Genomic DNA, 16,227 nt, shown 5'->3' with positions numbered 1-16,227 from the left:
CGGTCAGGCGGTGACCCGACGCCGACGCGCCACGAGGAAACCGCCGGCGCCCACGAGTGCGACGCCGCCCACGACGACGAGACCGACGGCCACGCCCTCGGTGGTGCCGGACGTCGTGGCGGCCTGGCCACCCGTGCCGGCCGGGACGCTGCCGGGCGTGCCACCGAGGGCGGTCACCGCCGACTGCGCCATCTGCAGGTGCATGGTGACCACCGGCTTGTAGGAGGTGGCGTAGCTCTTCACGGACGGGTCGCTGCCACCGGACAGTTCGGTGTCGGTGTCGCTCAGCGAGAGCTGGTGACCCGCGACCTGGATCTGCGCGTAGGTGACGTCGAAGGCCGAGCCGGACGCCGCCTGCAACTGGGCGGCCTGGGCCTGCTGGGTGCTGTTCGGCGCGGTCGGCAGCGTGACACCGAGCGCCTTCGCCACGGCGAGCACCTTGGTCTGGGCGGCCTTGTGGTCGTTCACGGTCATGGTGGCGAGGTCACGGACCTCGCTCGTCGTGGCCTTCTGCAGGGCCAGGGTGCCGATGGTGATCTCGGCGAGGTTGGTCTGTTCGTTCGCGACCAGGAAGGTGCCGTCGACCTGGTTCGGCGCGGCGGACGCCGGTGCGGCACCGAACGCGAGGGTGGCGCCGGCCGTCAGGGCCAGAACGGCACCGGCGGACAGCAGAGAGGTGGTGGGACGGGACACGTCGGGCTCCAGGGAATGCCGGGCGGCAGGGGTCTACGCCGTCGGGGTGCATCGCGGCGCGAGAGGCACTCGGGAGACTCATGCCCCGCCCACCGGGGGGCTCGAACATGTTCAAACATCAAGATCGCGCCAACACCGCCGCGCTCCTCAGAGTTCGGCGCGCAGCACCGCCGCCGCGCCGGCCATGGCCTGCATCTTGCCGAAGGCCGTCGCGCGGGGCAGGTACTTCATCCCGCAGTCGGTCCCGATGACCAGCTGCTCCGGGCCCTTGAACGGGAAGGCGCGGCGGACCCGGGCGGCGACGGTCTCGACCGACTCGACCGACGGGTCCGAGAGATCGACGACGCCCAGGATGATCGTCTTGTCGGCGAGGTCGGAGAGCACGCCGAGGTCGAGGCCGGACTGCGCCGTCTCGATCGAGATCTGGTCGGCGCTGCAGCCCGCGAGCTCCGGCAGGAACGAGTACCCCTCCGGGCGCTCGTGGATGATCGCGGCGTAGCCGAAGCAGATGTGGACGGCGGTCGTGCCGGTCACGCCCTCGAGCGCCGCGTCGAGTGCCGCCAGGCCGTAGGCGCGGGCCGCCTCGGGGCGGGCCTGCATGTACGGCTCGTCGATCTGGACGATGTCGGCGCCGGCCGCGTGCAGGTCCTTGATCTCGGCGTTGACGGCGGCGGCGTAGTCCATCGCGGCCGACTCGAGGTCGGGGTAGTGGTCGTTCTGCGCCTGCTGGCTCATGGTGAACGGGCCCGGCACCGTCATCTTCACGACGTGGTCGGTGTGCGCCCGCAGGAACCGGACGTCGTCGACCTCGATGGGGTGCGTGCGCCGGATCGGGCCGGCGATGCGCGGCACCGGGTTGGGGTGACCGCTGCGGTCGAGCGCCGTGCCCGGGTTGTCGACGTCGACGCCCTCGAGCGCGGTCGCGAAGTGGTTCGAGTACGACTCCCGCCGGATCTCACCGTCGGTGAGGATGTCGAGTCCGGCGTCGGTCTGGGCCTGGATCGCCAACCGGGTCGCGTCGTCCTGCGCCTCGGCGAGGTGTTCGGGCTCGATGCGCCAGAGCTCGCGGGCGCGCACCCGCGGCGGGAACCGACCGGCGAGCTTCGAGCGGTCGATGAGCCACTCCGGCTGGGCGTAGCTGCCGACCAGGCTGGTGGGGAGCAGTGGCAGCGTCACTCCGACGCCTCCGCCGCGTGGTGGCGATCGGCGCTGCCCTCGTAGTCGGTGTACGTGTACGGGTTGGGGATCCGCTCCGTGGCGGGCACCTCCGGCGCCATGCTCTCGGCCCACGTGTCCTCGCCCATCGTCGACCGCGCGTACTCGACGGTCTCGGCGACGGCGGTGCGCGCGGCCGCGAGGTGGTTCCCGACGAGTCGGTGGGCGTGCTTCACGACCCGGCCGTCGACGAGCACGGTGTCGACGTCGCCGCGGCCGGCCTGGTAGACGACCGAGCCGTAGGGATGCAGCACCGGGAACATCGCCGGGTCGTTCTCGTTCCGGATCAGCACCAGGTCGGCCTGCTTGCCCACGGTGACCGAGCCGATCCGGTCCTCCAGGCCGAGCGCCCGCGCCCCGCCGATGGTGGCGTGTTCGACGACGTCCTTCGCCCGCAACGCGTTGTGGGTGACGGTCTCGCCGCGGGCGTGGGCCTCGAGGTGCTCACGCGAACGGTCGGCCGACAACGTGGCCCGCATGGCACTGAACAGGTCGGCGCTCCACCACACGCTGGTGTCCATGGACAGCGAGATCGGGATGCCGTGCTTGCGCAGCGCCCAGGTCGACGGGTAGCCCTGACCCGCGCTCTGCTCACTCTCGGTCGACACCGAGGCCGTGCCGCCCGTCGCGGCGATGCGCTGGTAGGAGTCCTCGGACAGCGTCGAGGCGTGGACGTAGGTGACGTCCGGCGTCATGAACCCGCCCTCGTACATGAGGCGGATGCTGTCGTCGTTGGTCGCGCCCCAGACACCGGCGTGGGTCGTCACGCGCAGCCCCAGTTCGCGGGCGGCCTCGAACGCACCCCTCTCCGGGAACGCGGGGTCGCCGGTGACGTCGAACGCCAACTGGAAGCCGAGCAGGTCGGTGGCGCCGTCGATGCGCGCCCGGGCGAAGGCGCGGAAGTCGGGGGAGTTGGTCCACTCCCACGGCGCGCCGAGCAGGTTCCCGTAGGCCAGGACGGAGCGGCCGGGCGAGTTCGCCAGCGCGTCGAAAGCGGCTTCGCCGTGCTCGACGGTCTGCAGACCGTGCGACCAGTCGACTGAGGTCGTGACGCCGGCGTCGACCGCCTCGACACCGGAGAGCAGGTTGCCCGCAGCGATGTCCTCGGGCCGGAAGATCTTGCCCCAGCTCAGGTAGTAGAAGACGAAGTACTGCGTCAGGGTCCAGTCGGCACCGAGGCCGCGCAATGCGGTCTGCCACATGTGGCGGTGGGTGTCGATCATGCCGGGCATGAGGATGCCGCCCGCGGCGTCGATCTCGACCGCGCCCTCGGGCACCTCGAGGCGGGGGCCGACGGCCTCGATGCGCGAGCCGACGACCAGGACATCGGTGTGCTCGAGCACCCCGGCGGAATCCATCGTCAGCACGGTCGCGTCGCGGAACACGAGCGGGCGACCGTTGTTCACGGCATCGATCTGATCGGGGTTCATGAGCTCGCACCTCTGCGGAGTCGTCGGGAGAGGGTCTCGGAACGGTCGGCCACCGTGAGGAGCAGGCCGCCGAACAGACCGATGTTCTTGGTGAACTGCAGCCGCTGCAGCTTGCGTTGCACCGGGTCCTCGTGCCGCCAGAAGGCGTGACCACCAACTGTTGTCGGCAGCAACGATCCCATCAGGACGAGCGCCGCCGGTCGGGCGTGGAACCCGGTGGCCAGGGCGGTGCCGGCCGCGACCTGCACCGCGGCGTTGGCGCGGACGAGGTGGACGTCCGGCGGCACCGGCAACGGGGCGGCCGACCGCGCGGCGTCGAACAGCCACCCGGCGGTGTTGGTCGGCTTCTCCGGGTGGAGGACGACGTCGCTGCCGGCGAACACGAAGACCCAGCCGAGCGCGGCGCGTCCAGCCGTACGCAGGAGGTTCACGAGGCGGCCGCCGTGCTGCCGGGGACCGTGCCGAGGACCGAGGTGAGGACGTCCCGCAACCAGGTGCGGGCGTCGACACCACCCTCGGGGGATCCGGGCGCGCCCACGTGACGGGCGGCGACGTACAGGTCGGGCCGCACGAGGAGCACGCCGGCGTCGCTGATCTCACGCAGCTCCGCCCAGGTGCCGTAGGGGTCGTCGTGCGACTGCCCGGGACCGATCGACACGATGTCGATCGGCACACCCGTCTCCGCGCTGAACTCGGCTGCGGCGTCGATCCACGGCTGCCCGCCGATACCGGTCCACAGGCTGAACCGGCCGTGACCCGCGAGGTCGAGGGTCGACACCCGCCGACCCGCGCGGGTGACCCACGTGTGCGGCAGCTTCGCACCGGGCCAGGTGGTCGGCTGCGCGTAGAGCTCGGGATCGCGTCGGAACGGCGGCATCTCGGTGCCGTCGGGCACGACAGCCGTCGACGCGTACCGGTGGTTGTGCTCCACCCCGTGCGCGTCGAACTCGTACGCCTTGTAGGCGATGGCCTCGCGCAGGCGCTCGCGGATCTTCTCGCCCTCCGGTCCGGGCTCACGACGTTTCGCCAACTGCCGCTGCAGGTTCTCGACGTCGGTGGTGTCGTCGACGTCGAGGGCGGCGATGATCCGGCCGGTGTCGGCGATGCTCTGGTTGGCGCGGGTGACGATCTGGCGGGCGACCGGCGCCCGCTCGGCGTCGTAGGAGTCCAGCAGGCTCGGCGCGGCGTGGCCCGCGACGACGTGGTGCAGCTTCCACGCCAGGTTGTAGGCGTCCTGGATGGAGGTGTTGGAGCCCAGGCCGTTGGTCGGTGGGTGCCGGTGGACGGCGTCGCCGGCGCAGAACACGCGACCGGAGGCGAGGGTCGTCGCGAAGTGGTGGTTGACCGTCCACGGCGACGTCGAGGTCACGCGCATCTCGAAGTCGTCGGTCCCGACGAGTGCGACGGCCAGTTCCCGCACGAACTCGTCGGTGAACTCGGGCGGGCCGGCGGCGACCTCGTAGCCCCACATGAGCATCCACTCGGTCCACGGCTTGATCATCCGCAGCACGCCGAGTCCGACGCCTTCCTTCTCGGCGCCCGGCTGCACCATCCAGTACAGGACGGACGGCCGGTACTCGACGAAGCGTGAGAGGTCGGCCTCGAAGATGATGCCGAGGGCACCGCCGACGGCACCTGGTCCCTCGAACGGCAGACCGAGGTCGGCCGCGACCTTGCTGCGCGCGCCGTCGGCGCCGACGAGGTACTTGCTGCGCACGCTGTACTCGGCGCCGGTCAACCGGTCGCGGACCTGGGTGGTCACGCCGTCGGCGTCCTGGACGTGGGAGAGGTACTCGGTGTCGAACCGCACCTTCGCACCGCGGGCCTGCGCGGCCTGCATCAGCACGGGTTCGGTGATCGTCTGGGGCGCGTCGAGCATCGTGCACGGGCTCTGCAGCTCGTAGTCGGCGTGGCGCACGGTGTCGGTGCCCCACGACGGGATGCGACCGAGTTCCTCGCCGGCCAGGCTCGTGCAGAACGTGGTGTTGCCCATCCACTCCCACGGCGTGGCCTCGCGCATGAGGCGGTCCTCGAGACCCATGTCGCGCAGGGTCTCCATCGTGCGCTGGTTCGTGATGTGCGCGCGGGGGGTGTCGGACAGCGAGCCGTACTTGGTGATGAGCACGGTGCGGGTGCCGTAGGTGGCGAGGAACAACGCGGTGGCGGCGCCGGCCGGACCGGATCCGACCACGAGGACGTCGGTGTCGACCGTGGGTGTGCTCATGCCGTGCGACCTCCGGGAGCGGCGTGGTTCACGTGGTGATGTCGGGGTAGGGCAGCGTGACGTGGCTCAGCTTGGCGGCGTAGTCCAACTGCATCGCCAGCGGCTCGTCGTGGTCGCGTTCGAACATCGCGATCCACAGCGTGAGCGTGAGGAACGGGTGGGCACCCAGGTCGAACAGGGCGACGTGGTCGTGCGCGGCGAGTGCGGTGCGCTCGGCGTCGGTGAACTCCAGCCACGTGCTGGCCTCGGCGTCGACCGCGTTCAACAGGACGTTGGCCCGCTCGGCCTCCCACCAGGCGACGGTTCCGGCCGGGTCCTCGCGGTACCGCTCGACCAGGTCGGGGTCACGGTCGACGGTGAACAGGAACTTGTTCAGCAGGTACCTGCTCACGCGTCCACCCCGTTCGGGTACCAGGTGAAGTACGCCTCCATCGTGTGGAACAGGTCGAGGTTGTCGGCGTAGTCGGCCTTGGCGTAGCCGGCGATCCCCATCATGAGCATGAAGTCCATGAACCCGTGCGTGGCGTTGCCCGGCGCGTGCAGGCTGTCCAACGTCACGCCCGCGAGACAACCGTCGATGTCACCGGCCGCGATCCACTCGACGGCCCGGGCGTCGAACTCCGGGTCGGGGCCGTGCTCGCCGAACTGGCGGGGACCGCCGAGTTCGAGCGAGAGGTGACCGGTGCCGATGACGGCGACACGCAGGTCGGACGGCCAGGCGTCGATCATCTCGCGGATGGCCTGTCCGAGCTTGACGAACCGTTCGGGGCGGGGGAGCGGCGGCGCGAAGATGTTCGTGTAGATCGGCACGATCGGCAGGTCGTTCTGCGGGCGGACCGTGAAGATCGGGCAGGTGATCGAGTGGTCGATCCGCAGTTCGTTGGAGAAGGCGAGGTCGAAGCCCTTGTCCAGGCCCTCGCGCAGCATGTGGGCCGAGAGCTCTTCGTGCCCACGCAGGCGCAGCTTCGGCAGGCCGAACTCGCGTTCCTCGTTGTACCAGTTGGCGTCGTAGAACGGAGCCTTGCCGACCAGGAACTGCGGCATGTTGTCCAACCACAGCTGGTGGAAGTGGTCGGAGCCGACCATGACCAGGACGTCGGGACGCGACCGGGTCAACGTCTCGCGGTAGGCCGTCACCTTGCGCACCCACTCGGCCGCGAACGGCGGCGCCTCGTCGGGCGGCAGCTGACTGGTCTTGTAGAAGAACGGGTGGTGCGTGGTCGCGAGGATCGCGACGAGCTTCGCCATGCGTTGCCTGCTCCCGGGTGCGTGTGCACTTCGTACAGCTGTCCGTCTAGCGGCCGACAGTCGAACGATGCTTCACTACGCGGACCACGTCAAGACTCTGCCGCAGAATCGCCCCACACCGCCCGGGAGGACCACGATGGCCGGACGAGGCACCGGGCCGGACTTCGTCGAGGCCCTCGCCCGCGGCCTCGACGTGCTCGCGGGCTTCGACCGGAACCGGCCGACGATGACCTTGACCGAGGTCGCGGCCACGGCCGGTCTCGCCCGGCCCACCGCCCGCCGGCTGCTGCTCACGCTCGCGGAGCTCGGGTACGTCCGCACCGACGGATCCAGCTTCGCGCTCACGCCCCGGGTGCTCTCGCTGGGCATGGCCTACGTGTCGTCGACCGGCCTCTGGGACATCGCCCGGCCGCACCTGGAGACGCTCGTCGCCCGCACGAACGAGTCGTCGTCGATGACGCAGTTGGACGGCTCCGACATCGTCTACGTCGCCCGGGTCTCGGTACCCAAGCTCATCGCGCTGCGGGTCGAGATCGGCACGAAGTTCCCTGCCGCACGCACTTCCCAGGGCAAGGTGCTGCTGGCCGCGCTCCCACCCGACGAACTGGCCGCCACCCTCGCCACACCCAGCCGGGCCGGCCTCGACGACGTGCTCCACAAGCCCACCGGTGACCTCGACGAGGAGTTGGCCGTGGTCCGCGCCCGCGGCTGGGCCCTGGCCGACGAGGAGCTCGCGCGCGGGGTCCGGTCGGTCGCGGTACCGGTCCGCGACGGCCGGGGCCGCGTGCGCGCCGCCGTCAACGTCACCGTCCACGCCGCCGAGACACCGGTGGAGACCCTCGTCGACCACCACCTGCCGCTGCTGCTGCGGGCCGCGGGCGACATCAGCGCCGAGTGGGCCCTGTGGCAGTCACGCCCGCACGTCGAGGTCGGGGCGGCGCGCGACGGCACGGCCGCGGCCGGCTGACCGGAGGTTGACAGTCCGCCGGTCCGGCGACGACAGTGGCGGACGAATGTCCGTCTGACGGTTGGAGCCTGCGTGACGAGTCCTGGGAACGCCACTGCCGGCCCGCTGGCGGGGATCGTGGTGGCCGACTTCTCGCGGGTCCTCGCGGGTCCGTACTGCACCATGCTGCTGGCCGACCTCGGGGCCGACGTGGTGAAGGTCGAGTCGCCCGCGGGCGACGACACCCGGCACTGGGTCCCGCCGCTGCGCGGCGACGTCGGGACGTACTACCTGGCGATCAACCGCAACAAGCGTTCGATCGTCCTCGACCTCAAGGACCCGGCCGACGTCGAGGTCGCCCACGCGCTGTCGGCGCGCGCCGACGTCATGATCCAGAACTTCAAGCCCGGTGGGCTGAAGCGGTTCGGCCTCGACTACGAATCCGTTGCACAGCGCAACGCTGCCTCGATCTACTGCTCGATCAGCGGTTTCGGAGCCGGCCAGGGTGCCTCTCTGCCCGGCTACGACCTGCTGGTGCAGGCCGTCTCGGGCCTGATGAGCCTGACCGGGTCGCCCGACGGCCCGCCCTACCGCGCCGGCATCTCGGTGTTCGATGTCATGACCGGCCTGCACTCAGCCATCGGGATCCTCGCCGCGCTCCACCACCGGGACGCCACCGGGAAGGGTCAGCACATCGAGACCAACCTGCTGAGTTCGGCGATGTCGTCGTTGGTGAACCAGACCGAGGCGTACGTCGCGGGCGATGTCGTCCCGCACCGCATGGGCAACGCCCACCTCTCGCTGTTCCCGTACGAGCCGCTGCCCACCGGGGACGGCGAGATCATCGTCATCGCGGGCAACGACAGCCAGTACCGCAAGCTCGCGGCGGCGCTCGAGATCCCCGAGACGGCCGACGACCCGCGCTTCGCCACCGTGCAGGCCCGCAACGACCACCGCGAGGAACTACGTCCGCTCCTGCTCGAACGCCTCGCGACCAGGTCGGCCCAGGAGTGGTTCGACGTGCTGACGGCCGCGGGCATCCCGTGCGGTCCGATCAACGACATCCGCGGCGGGGTCGAGATGGCGACCTCGCTGGGCCTCGAACCGGTCGTCGAGATCGACGGCGTGCCCACCGTGCGCAACCCGATCCGGATGTCGGCAACGCCCGCGCGGTACGACCTCGCGCCACCCGCGCTCGACGAACACGGCGACCAGATCCGTGCCTGGCTGAAGGAGTCCGCCTCGTGAGCGACCTGGAGTTCCCGACCTCACTGGGCGTCTCGACCCGCGAGACGATCTCGCTGATGGGGCAGGACCTCTCGGCCGAGCTCATCGGCAAGGTCAGCTTCGGCGAGCTCGCCTACCGCCTCATCACGCTCGAGACGCCCACTCCCGGGCAGTCGCGGGTGTTCGAGAGCGTGTTGGTGGCCCTGGCCGACCACGGCTTCACGCCCACGGCCATCGCCGCCCGCCTGACGTTCCTCTCCGCGCCCGACGCCCTGCAGGGCGCACTCGCCGCCGGCCTGCTGGGCGGCGGATCCAGGTTCCTCGGCGTCAGCGAGGACACCGGTGCGTTCCTGCACGCCGCGTTGGAGTCCGCGGGGGAGTTGCCCACCGACGACGCCGGCTGGGACGTCCTGGCCGCGGCGACCGTGCAGGCCCGCAAGGACGCCGGCGGGTTCGTCCCGGGCCTGGGTCACCACCTGCACAAGGACGGCGACCCCCGCACTCCCGTGGTAGTCGGCATCGCCCGCGAGGAGGGCGCCTACGGCCCGCACCTGGCGCTGTTCGAGGCCATCGGCCGGGTCGCCCCCTCCGTGCTCGGCAAGTCGCTGCCGCTCAACGGCGCCGGCACCTGCGGTGCGGTGCTGGCCGACCTCGGCATCCCGCTCGGCATCCTGCGTGGCGTCGTCCTGCTGGCTCGGTGCGCGGGCCTGCTCGGCCACCTCGCCGAGGAGATGCGCAACCCGATCGCCAACTCGGTCTTCCACGCCGTGGAGTCGAACGCGGTATACGTCGAGCCGACCTCCGACTGACCGACCCCGCCCGGGCCGCCCGGCCCACCGCCGCCCGTCGGCGAACCGGTCAGGCGGTACAGAGTTCGGCGGTGCGGTCCAGGACCGCGCGGGCGGCGTCGTCGTCGCGGCGGCCGAGTCCGCACGCGGCGGAGACGGTGACCTCGCGACCGAGGTGGTCGTCGAGGCGCGAGCGGATCGTGAGCTGGTCGGCCAACGGCTGCGCCTCGTGGGCGAAGCCCGCGGCGAACCGGGTGCCCGGCGGCACCCGCAGTCCGGTGAGCGGGGCGTAGAACTCCGGGTCGGTCGTCGCGGGCTGGTCCGCTGCGGCGAACGGGGCGTGCAGCAGGTCGAGCGTCCGGCCGTCGGGCCACCCGTCGGCGACGGCGTTCGCCAGCAGGACCAGCGGCGCAGCGTCGGTCATCGTGCCGAAGGCGCGGTTGTTCATGTCGCCCAGGCACAGGTGGACCCCGAACCGGGTCCCCTCCGGTGCCGCCGCGGCCAGACGGGTGACGTTCCGCGCCAGCACCCGGGCGAGGGCCGGCCGCGCGGCGGCCGGCGCCTTCGCGAGGAGCACCAACTCGACCGGCACCTCGATCTGGAAGAGGGTGTCCGGGCCGGTCACCGCGGCGACCCGTCGGATCTCCGTCAACGTGGCCTCGGTGAACGCGCGGCGGTGGCGCAGCCCCCCGGCCGGGCCCAGCGTGAACATCGCGAGGTCGAAGTCGCCGGGAACCCCTTCCTGGAAGGCGATGTCGGGGCGGCCCACCCGCGCGACCGCGTCGCGGAACACCGGGTGGCTGTCGGTCACAGCGTCGAGGTGACCGAAGTCGAGGTTGGCCCCGTACAGGGTGCGGCCGCGGCGGACCTTCATCACGGGGGTGCGGTCGTAGTCCGACCAGTCGCCGGGCTTGCTGAGCTCGAGGTCGGGGTGGGCGCGCAACCCGTCGACGATCGAGATGACCCAGTTGCGGCGGTCGCCGGTCTCGCCGTCGGGGAGCGTCCGCAGGAAGGGGCCCAGGACGTCGAGCGCCGTGGTCATCGCCGTCTCCGGGTCGGGCCCGGGCAGGCTACCCACCAGGTGGGCCTCACGAGGGGACACCGACGACCTCCAGGGCGATGTCAGGCGGAGCGGCGCCGTTCGGCACGGGGGGACCGTCGGCGCCGCTCCGCTGTCGTGATCATGGCATCTGCGGGGTCACACGCCTAGAGCCGGGTTTGCGCGGTATGGCCCAGATCGCTGGACCCGGCCTAGGGTCGTCGCATGGCTGCCACGCACGTGTACACCGCGTCGTTGGCGTGGACCGGCTCGACGGCGGTGGGGTACCGGGGTTACAGCCGCGCCCACCGGGTCGTGACACCACCCGCGGCGACCGACCTGATCGTGAGCGCCGACCCGTCGTTCAAGGGTGATCCGGCCCTGCTCAACCCCGAACAGCTGCTGCTCGCGTCGGCGTCGTCGTGCCAGCTGCTCGCGTTCCTCGCCCTCGCGGCGCGGGCCGGGATCGACGTCGTGAGCTACCGCGACGACGCCGAGGCCCGCATGCCGGCGACGCGTGACCGGATGCGCATCACGGGGATCACCCTGCGTCCGCGGATCGACGTCGCGGGTGAGGTCGACCTCGCCGAGGTCGAGCGGCTCACCCACGTCGCGCACGACGAGTGCTACATCGCGAACACCCTCGCGTGCGAGGTCGTCGTCGAGCCCGAGGTCCGAGGGGTCACCGCCTCCACCCCGGCCTGACGGACGACTGGGTCACATCCGGAATGCGGAGCGGCTGACCCTCCCTGGACTGGTGTGAGCAGCTCCACCGCCCCGCCTGTCCTGGACCTCCCCGAGCACCCCTCTCCCGCAGTCGTCGTCCCGCCCGTCGTCGACGTGTCGGCGAAGCGGGCCCGACTGCGACTCATCGTCATCCTCGGCGCCCTCACGGCGTTGGGTCCGCTGACCGTCGACACCTACCTGCCGGCCCTGCCCGCGATCACCGAGGACCTCCACACCACCGACGGCGCGGTGGGCCTCACGCTGACCGCGACCCTCATCGGGTTCGCCCTCGGCCAGCTGCTCGTCGGCCCGCTGTCCGACAGCATCGGACGTCGGCGTCCGATCCTCGCCGGGGCTGCGCTGCACGTCGTCGCCTCGGTGGCGTGCGCTCTCGCGCCGAACATCGCGACGTTGACGGCGTTCCGCGTCGTCGAGGGCATGGCCGCCTCGGGAGCTGCGGTGGTCGCCATGGCCATCGTGCGTGACGTCGCGCAGGGCCGGGCCTTCCTGGTCATGATGTCGCGGCTGCTGCTCGTCATGGGCGCGGCTCCGGTCCTCGCCCCGACGCTCGGCAGCCAGGTCCTGCGTTTCACCGAGTGGCGCGGCGTGTTCGTGATGCTGGCGGTCATCGGCTCGGTCGTGCTGGTCGTCACCGCGTTCCTCCTGCCCGAGTCGCTGCCGGCTGCGGCCCGGCGCCGCGGCGGGATCGGGGCCAGCACCCGCGCCTACGGTGCGCTGTTCCGCGACCGCAGCTTCGTCGGCCTCGCCCTGGTCGCGGGCCTGTCGATGTCGGCGGTGTTCGGCTACGTCAGCGGGTCGTCGTTCGTCATGCAACAGACGTACGGGCTCTCGGTGCAGGAGTTCGGTCTGGCGTTCGGCGCCGGGTCCGTGGCGCTCATCGTCGGCACGCAGCTCAACCCCCGGCTCACCGCACGGTGGAGTTCGGCCGGGGTGCTCGGTGTGGCCCTGGTCCTCGCGTTGCTCGGCGGCGTCGGTGTGATCGTGGCCGCCACCACCGGTGTGGCCGGTCTGGTCGGACTGCTGATCCCGCTCTGGGTCGTCCTCTTCGGCGTCGGTGTCGTCCTGCCGAACGCCCCGGCTCTGGCCCTCAACGGCAAGGGTGAGTCGGCCGGCACCGCCGCCGCCCTGCTCGGCGCCGCCCAGTTCGGAGTGGCCGGCCTGGTCGGGCCTGTGTTCGGGGCGGTCGGCGTCACGGCGACGACGATGGGCCTGGTCATCACCGGGGGCCTCGCCCTGACCCTCGCGGTCTACATCGGCGTGGTCCGGCCGTGGCGGCTCGCGCCGCTCTCGCCCGGCGCCGCCGTGGTCGCCGCCCACTGACGGTCGGGCCCGACCGTCAGTAGTGGTCCAGCACCGCCAGGAGCGTCGCCGCGGTGAACGGTCGGTCACTGAACACGAGGCGCACGGCGGCGGGGTCGGGGTTGCCGGCGTCCGGTCCACGCCACCGCAACCGCAGGCCGGCGCGCTCGGCCGTGCGGCGTGAGCCCGCGTTGTTCTCGAGCAGGAACGCCACCACCGGCAGTCCCGGCCGTACGACCTGTGCGGTCGCGATCGCGGTCGCAGCCGCCTCGACCGCGAAGCCGTGCCCCTGGGCCTCGGGGCGGAACCGGTAGTAGAGGTTCCACCAGGACCGGCCGGCGGGCACGGCGCACCCGCACACGCCCAGGTACTCGCCGTCCTCCCGGCGGCGCACCGACCAGTAGCCCAGCCCGTCGGCCACCCAGCTGGCGTCCATCGCGGCGAACGAACCCTCGGTGCGGGCCCGGGACTCGTGCCGGCCGGAGGGCAGGTGACGCCACACACGCGGATCGGCGTGGAGGGCGAACATCTCGTCGACGTCCCGGCCACAACCCGGTCGAGGCGCAGGCGCGGTGTGAGCACGTGCTCCGCGTTCACGGGCGGGCGCCGACCCGGGTGATGGCCTCGCGGGCCACCTCGTGCGCGGATGCCGTCGCTGCCAGCAACGTTGCACCCTGCATCAGTGCGGCGAGCAGGCCGGCGGCGAACGCGTCACCGGCGCCCGTGGTGTCGATGACCGCCTCGACCGTCCGGGGCACCGGGACGCGCTCGACGGTGTCGTCACGCGCGACGTACGCGCCGTCACGTCCGCACTTGACGACCGCGGCGCGGCCCCAGCGGGCCAGTTCGAGGGCGGCAGCCGCGGCGTGCCCACGGCCGGTGAGCACGTGCGCCTCGTCGAGGTTGGCCAGGACCAGCGCGTCAGCGCACCACCCACGCACGGTGTCGGGTCCGAACTGCCGCAACGGCGCCGCGGACGCGACGTCGATCGAGACGGTCGCACCCGCGGCGCGTGCCACGGCCGTCTCTTCCAGCACGAGGTCGCGCACGCCGTCGTGGAACAGGGCGTACGCGGAGAGGTGCAGGTGCTCCCCGGTGCGGTGACCGGTCCCGGTGAGCGCCAGGTTCGCGCCGGCGTCGGGCACCATCGTCCGTTCCCCGTGGGCGTCGACCAGTACCAGGCACGCACCGGTGGGCCGGGTGGGGTCCATGCCGACGCTGCCGACGTCGACCCCGCGGCGGGCGAGGTCGTCGAGCAGGGCCCGGCCGGCGGCGTCGTCACCCACCCGGGCGGCGAGTGCCACCGGGACCCCCAGTTCGGCCAGCCAGGCCGCACAGTTGGCGGCTGCCCCGCCACCGGTCAGTCGCACGCTCGCGCGGGTGTCGGACGCCACGGCGAGGTTCTCGGGCAGGTGCGCGACGACGTCGGTGAGCAGTTCGCCGACGCACCGGACCCGGTCGCCGGCGACGAGCGGGAGAGGCGTGCTCACCGCGCCGCGTAGGCCGCCGCGACCTCGGCCGCCACCCGGGCGTTCTGCCGCACCAGGGCGACGTTGGTCGCGAGCGACGCGCCGGCGGTCTGGGTGTGGAACCAGTCCAACAGGAACGGTGTGACGTCCTTGCCGGTGACCCCGCGCTCAGAAGCGGCGGCCAGACCCGACGCCAGGGTTGCATCGTGCAACGCTTCGTCGAGTTCGTCGGCGGGGTCGACCGGGTTGACGAGCAGGATGCCGTTGCCGTCGGTGCCCATGGCGGCGCGCGCCGCGAGCACGTCGGCGACGTCGTCGGGGGAGTCGACCCGCCACCCGACCGGGTGACCGGAGTCGCGGCGGTAGAACCCCGGGAAGGCGTCGGTGCGGTAGCCGAGGACGCCGATCGACAGTGTCTCGAGCCGCTCGAGGGTGGCGCCGACGTCGAGGATCGACTTGACCCCGGCGCACACGACGAGGACGCCGGTGCGGGCCAGCACGTCGAGGTCGGCCGACTCGTCCCACGTCTCGCGGGCGTCGCGGTGGACACCACCCAGCCCGCCCGTGGCGAACACCCTGATCCCGGCCATCGCTGCGAGGTGGGCCGTGGCCGCGACGGTGGTGGCGCCGTGCCCGCGCCGGGCCGCGACGATCGGCAGGTCCCGCACGCTCACCTTGACCACGCTGTCGTCGCCCGCCACCACGGCCAGGGCGTCGTCGCTCAACCCGATGTGGGCCTCACCGCCGACCACGGCGATGGTGGCGGGGGTCGCGCCGGCCACCCGGACCTCGTCCTCGATGGCGCGGGCGATCTCGAGGTTGTCCGGCCGTGGCAGGCCGTGACTGATGATCGTGCTCTCCAGGGCGACGACCGGGCGGCCGTGAGACAGGGCTTCGACGACATCGGGAGCGACAATCACGTCGTCCATCCTGCCGTGACCCGTGACAGCGACTCAGCACGCCCTCGCCTCGAGATCCGCGCACCGCTCGCTCCGGTTTTCACACCTGCAGTTCACCTTCCGCCTCCCGACGACGGAGCGCTTCATGCCGACCACATGGCGCCCGTGAGCAAGGCGTCGGATGTGTCCCGGATGTCGAGCCGCGAGCCACATCTGCACGGATTTGGTGACCTGTTCGTGACACATCCTCCTGGGACCTCACCTAGGCTCTCGATGCTTTCCCACTTGTCGAGACGTCGAAGTCAACGGATGGTGTCTGCTCGCGTGGCCGACCGGAACGGGATCAGCGAGAAGGTCGTCACCGCCGCGAACCTGCTCGACGTCGCTTTCAAAGCGGCCGTGCTCGCGTCGATGCCCCACGTGGCGGACCTCCCGCCCTCGATGACGGTGGACGCGTCGACGCCGCAGGTCGTCGAACGCCGCAGTGACGTGCCCGAGTCCCTGGTCGCGCAGGCGTACGAGATCGTGGCCGGCGACCCGGCCGAGCAGTTCGCTACGAACCAGGAGAAGGTCGTCGGGGCCATGCGCGACGGCCTTGAGTCGGTCGGGCAGTCCGACGTCGTCGCGGCCGGTCCGCCCGACCCCGACGTCGCCGCGCGGTTCACCGCGGCGCTCACGGACCATCACCAGGCCGACCTCAGCCAGGATGCCGACCTCGCGGATGCGACGGACGCCGCCGACGACGCGACCGAGTCCGGCCTCAGCGTCGACGGCGCCGACGACGTGGCCGTTGTTGCCGACGTGGAGTCGGCCGCGGACATGGAGTCGGCCGCGGACATGGAGTCGGCCGCGGACCTGGAGTCGGCCGCGGACCTGGACACCGCCGCGGACATGGACACCGCCGCGGACATGGACACCGCCGCGGACATGGACACCGCCGCGGACATGGACACCGCCGCGGACATGGACACCGCCGCGGACATGGACACCGCCGCGGACATGG

16 protein-coding genes and 1 pseudogene are annotated in these 16,227 nt (G+C 71.8%); 6 read left to right on the top strand and 11 right to left on the bottom strand.

From position 1 onward, the window contains the following. Positions 1-3: 3 nt before the first annotated feature. From ACXR2U_RS10875 to ACXR2U_RS10845, 7 genes are all read right to left on the bottom strand, one after another. On the bottom strand, positions 4-693 hold the full coding sequence (locus ACXR2U_RS10875; RefSeq protein WP_458825036.1) for a DUF4142 domain-containing protein: 690 nt from the start codon (positions 691-693) through the stop codon (positions 4-6). A 147-nt stretch (positions 694-840) separates the two neighbouring features. After that, the gene (locus ACXR2U_RS10870; RefSeq protein ID WP_458825035.1) at positions 841-1,869 is read right to left on the bottom strand and encodes a 5-methyltetrahydropteroyltriglutamate--homocysteine methyltransferase; all 1,029 of its coding nucleotides are present in this window, start codon (positions 1,867-1,869) and stop codon (positions 841-843) included. Beyond that, positions 1,866-3,338 (bottom strand): amidohydrolase family protein, encoded by a 1,473-nt coding sequence (locus ACXR2U_RS10865; protein ID WP_458825034.1) that lies wholly within the window; start codon positions 3,336-3,338, stop codon positions 1,866-1,868. The genes ACXR2U_RS10870 and ACXR2U_RS10865 overlap by 4 nt, the downstream gene beginning before the upstream one ends. After that, positions 3,335-3,769 carry a DoxX family protein gene (locus ACXR2U_RS10860; protein ID WP_458825033.1) on the bottom strand — a complete coding sequence of 145 codons (435 nt, stop codon included), beginning with the start codon at positions 3,767-3,769 and terminating at the stop codon, positions 3,335-3,337. The genes ACXR2U_RS10865 and ACXR2U_RS10860 overlap by 4 nt, the downstream gene beginning before the upstream one ends. Continuing rightward, on the bottom strand, positions 3,766-5,562 hold the full coding sequence (locus ACXR2U_RS10855; RefSeq protein WP_458825032.1) for an FAD-dependent oxidoreductase: 1,797 nt from the start codon (positions 5,560-5,562) through the stop codon (positions 3,766-3,768). Before ACXR2U_RS10855 ends, ACXR2U_RS10860 begins: the two co-directional genes overlap by 4 nt. A gap of 28 nt (positions 5,563-5,590) precedes the next feature. Next, positions 5,591-5,953 (bottom strand): hypothetical protein, encoded by a 363-nt coding sequence (locus tag ACXR2U_RS10850; protein WP_458825031.1) that lies wholly within the window; start codon positions 5,951-5,953, stop codon positions 5,591-5,593. Beyond that, positions 5,950-6,810 carry a DODA-type extradiol aromatic ring-opening family dioxygenase gene (locus ACXR2U_RS10845; protein WP_458825030.1) on the bottom strand — a complete coding sequence of 287 codons (861 nt, stop codon included), beginning with the start codon at positions 6,808-6,810 and terminating at the stop codon, positions 5,950-5,952. Before ACXR2U_RS10845 ends, ACXR2U_RS10850 begins: the two co-directional genes overlap by 4 nt. 136 nt (positions 6,811-6,946) lie before the next feature. Between ACXR2U_RS10845 and ACXR2U_RS10840 the strand changes: the two genes are divergently transcribed. The 3 genes from ACXR2U_RS10840 (at position 6,947) to ACXR2U_RS10830 (ending at position 9,792) form a co-directional block, all read left to right on the top strand. Continuing rightward, a complete protein-coding gene (locus ACXR2U_RS10840) occupies positions 6,947-7,777 on the top strand; it encodes an IclR family transcriptional regulator domain-containing protein (protein ID WP_458825029.1) in 831 nt (276 codons plus the stop codon). Between the two features lie 72 nt (positions 7,778-7,849). After that, entirely contained in the window at positions 7,850-9,004 is a 1,155-nt protein-coding gene (locus tag ACXR2U_RS10835) for a CaiB/BaiF CoA transferase family protein (protein WP_458825028.1), read from the top strand. 56 nt (positions 9,005-9,060) lie between these two features. Then, a complete protein-coding gene (locus ACXR2U_RS10830) occupies positions 9,061-9,792 on the top strand; it encodes a citryl-CoA lyase (RefSeq protein WP_458825110.1) in 732 nt (243 codons plus the stop codon). A 49-nt stretch (positions 9,793-9,841) separates the two neighbouring features. On the opposite strand, the gene ACXR2U_RS10825 is transcribed toward ACXR2U_RS10830, so the two are convergent. Next, positions 9,842-10,849, bottom strand: a complete 1,008-nt coding sequence (locus ACXR2U_RS10825; protein ID WP_458825027.1) for a hypothetical protein — start codon at positions 10,847-10,849, stop codon at positions 9,842-9,844. A 186-nt stretch (positions 10,850-11,035) separates the two neighbouring features. Between ACXR2U_RS10825 and ACXR2U_RS10820 the strand changes: the two genes are divergently transcribed. Both ACXR2U_RS10820 and ACXR2U_RS10815 read left to right on the top strand, forming a co-directional pair. Beyond that, entirely contained in the window at positions 11,036-11,515 is a 480-nt protein-coding gene (locus ACXR2U_RS10820) for an OsmC family protein (protein ID WP_458825026.1), read from the top strand. 54 nt (positions 11,516-11,569) lie between these two features. Then, on the top strand, positions 11,570-12,877 hold the full coding sequence (locus ACXR2U_RS10815; protein WP_458825025.1) for a multidrug effflux MFS transporter: 1,308 nt from the start codon (positions 11,570-11,572) through the stop codon (positions 12,875-12,877). Between the two features lie 16 nt (positions 12,878-12,893). Here ACXR2U_RS10815 and ACXR2U_RS10810 read toward each other — a convergent pair whose 3' ends face one another. From ACXR2U_RS10810 to ACXR2U_RS10800, 3 genes are read right to left on the bottom strand one after another with little or no spacing between them, the layout of a single operon-like run. Then, positions 12,894-13,529 (bottom strand): GNAT family N-acetyltransferase, encoded by a 636-nt coding sequence (locus tag ACXR2U_RS10810; RefSeq protein WP_458825024.1) that lies wholly within the window; start codon positions 13,527-13,529, stop codon positions 12,894-12,896. Continuing rightward, positions 13,450-14,346: a carbohydrate kinase family protein gene (locus ACXR2U_RS10805; RefSeq protein WP_458825023.1), complete on the bottom strand. Its 897-nt coding sequence runs from the start codon at positions 14,344-14,346 to the stop codon at positions 13,450-13,452. Before ACXR2U_RS10805 ends, ACXR2U_RS10810 begins: the two co-directional genes overlap by 80 nt. Next, complete coding sequence (locus ACXR2U_RS10800) at positions 14,343-15,254, bottom strand: pseudouridine-5'-phosphate glycosidase (RefSeq protein WP_458825022.1); 912 nt, start codon at positions 15,252-15,254, stop codon at positions 14,343-14,345. The genes ACXR2U_RS10805 and ACXR2U_RS10800 overlap by 4 nt, the downstream gene beginning before the upstream one ends. A 294-nt stretch (positions 15,255-15,548) precedes the next feature. Between ACXR2U_RS10800 and ACXR2U_RS10795 the strand changes: the two are divergent. Next, positions 15,549-16,227 (top strand): annotated as a pseudogene (locus tag ACXR2U_RS10795) (hypothetical protein); the annotation flags it as partial.

Source organism: Jatrophihabitans sp. YIM 134969 (assembly GCF_054456675.1).
Note: the sequence above shows the minus strand (reverse complement) of the source record. Positions and strands in the feature narration are given on the sequence as shown.

Bases quoted from the DNA above. Each gene is read 5' to 3' on its own strand.
- ACXR2U_RS10865 (WP_458825034.1), bottom strand. From the start codon at position 3,338: ATGAACCCCGATCAGATCGATGCCGTGAACAACGGTCGCCCGCTCGTG.
- ACXR2U_RS10855 (WP_458825032.1), bottom strand. From the start codon at position 5,562: ATGAGCACACCCACGGTCGACACCGACGTCCTCGTGGTCGGATCCGGT.
- ACXR2U_RS10800 (WP_458825022.1), bottom strand. From the start codon at position 15,254: ATGGACGACGTGATTGTCGCTCCCGATGTCGTCGAAGCCCTGTCTCAC.
- ACXR2U_RS10820 (WP_458825026.1), top strand. From the start codon at position 11,036: ATGGCTGCCACGCACGTGTACACCGCGTCGTTGGCGTGGACCGGCTCG.
- ACXR2U_RS10845 (WP_458825030.1), bottom strand. From the start codon at position 6,810: ATGGCGAAGCTCGTCGCGATCCTCGCGACCACGCACCACCCGTTCTTC.
- ACXR2U_RS10840 (WP_458825029.1), top strand. From the start codon at position 6,947: ATGGCCGGACGAGGCACCGGGCCGGACTTCGTCGAGGCCCTCGCCCGC.
- ACXR2U_RS10830 (WP_458825110.1), top strand. From the start codon at position 9,061: ATGGGGCAGGACCTCTCGGCCGAGCTCATCGGCAAGGTCAGCTTCGGC.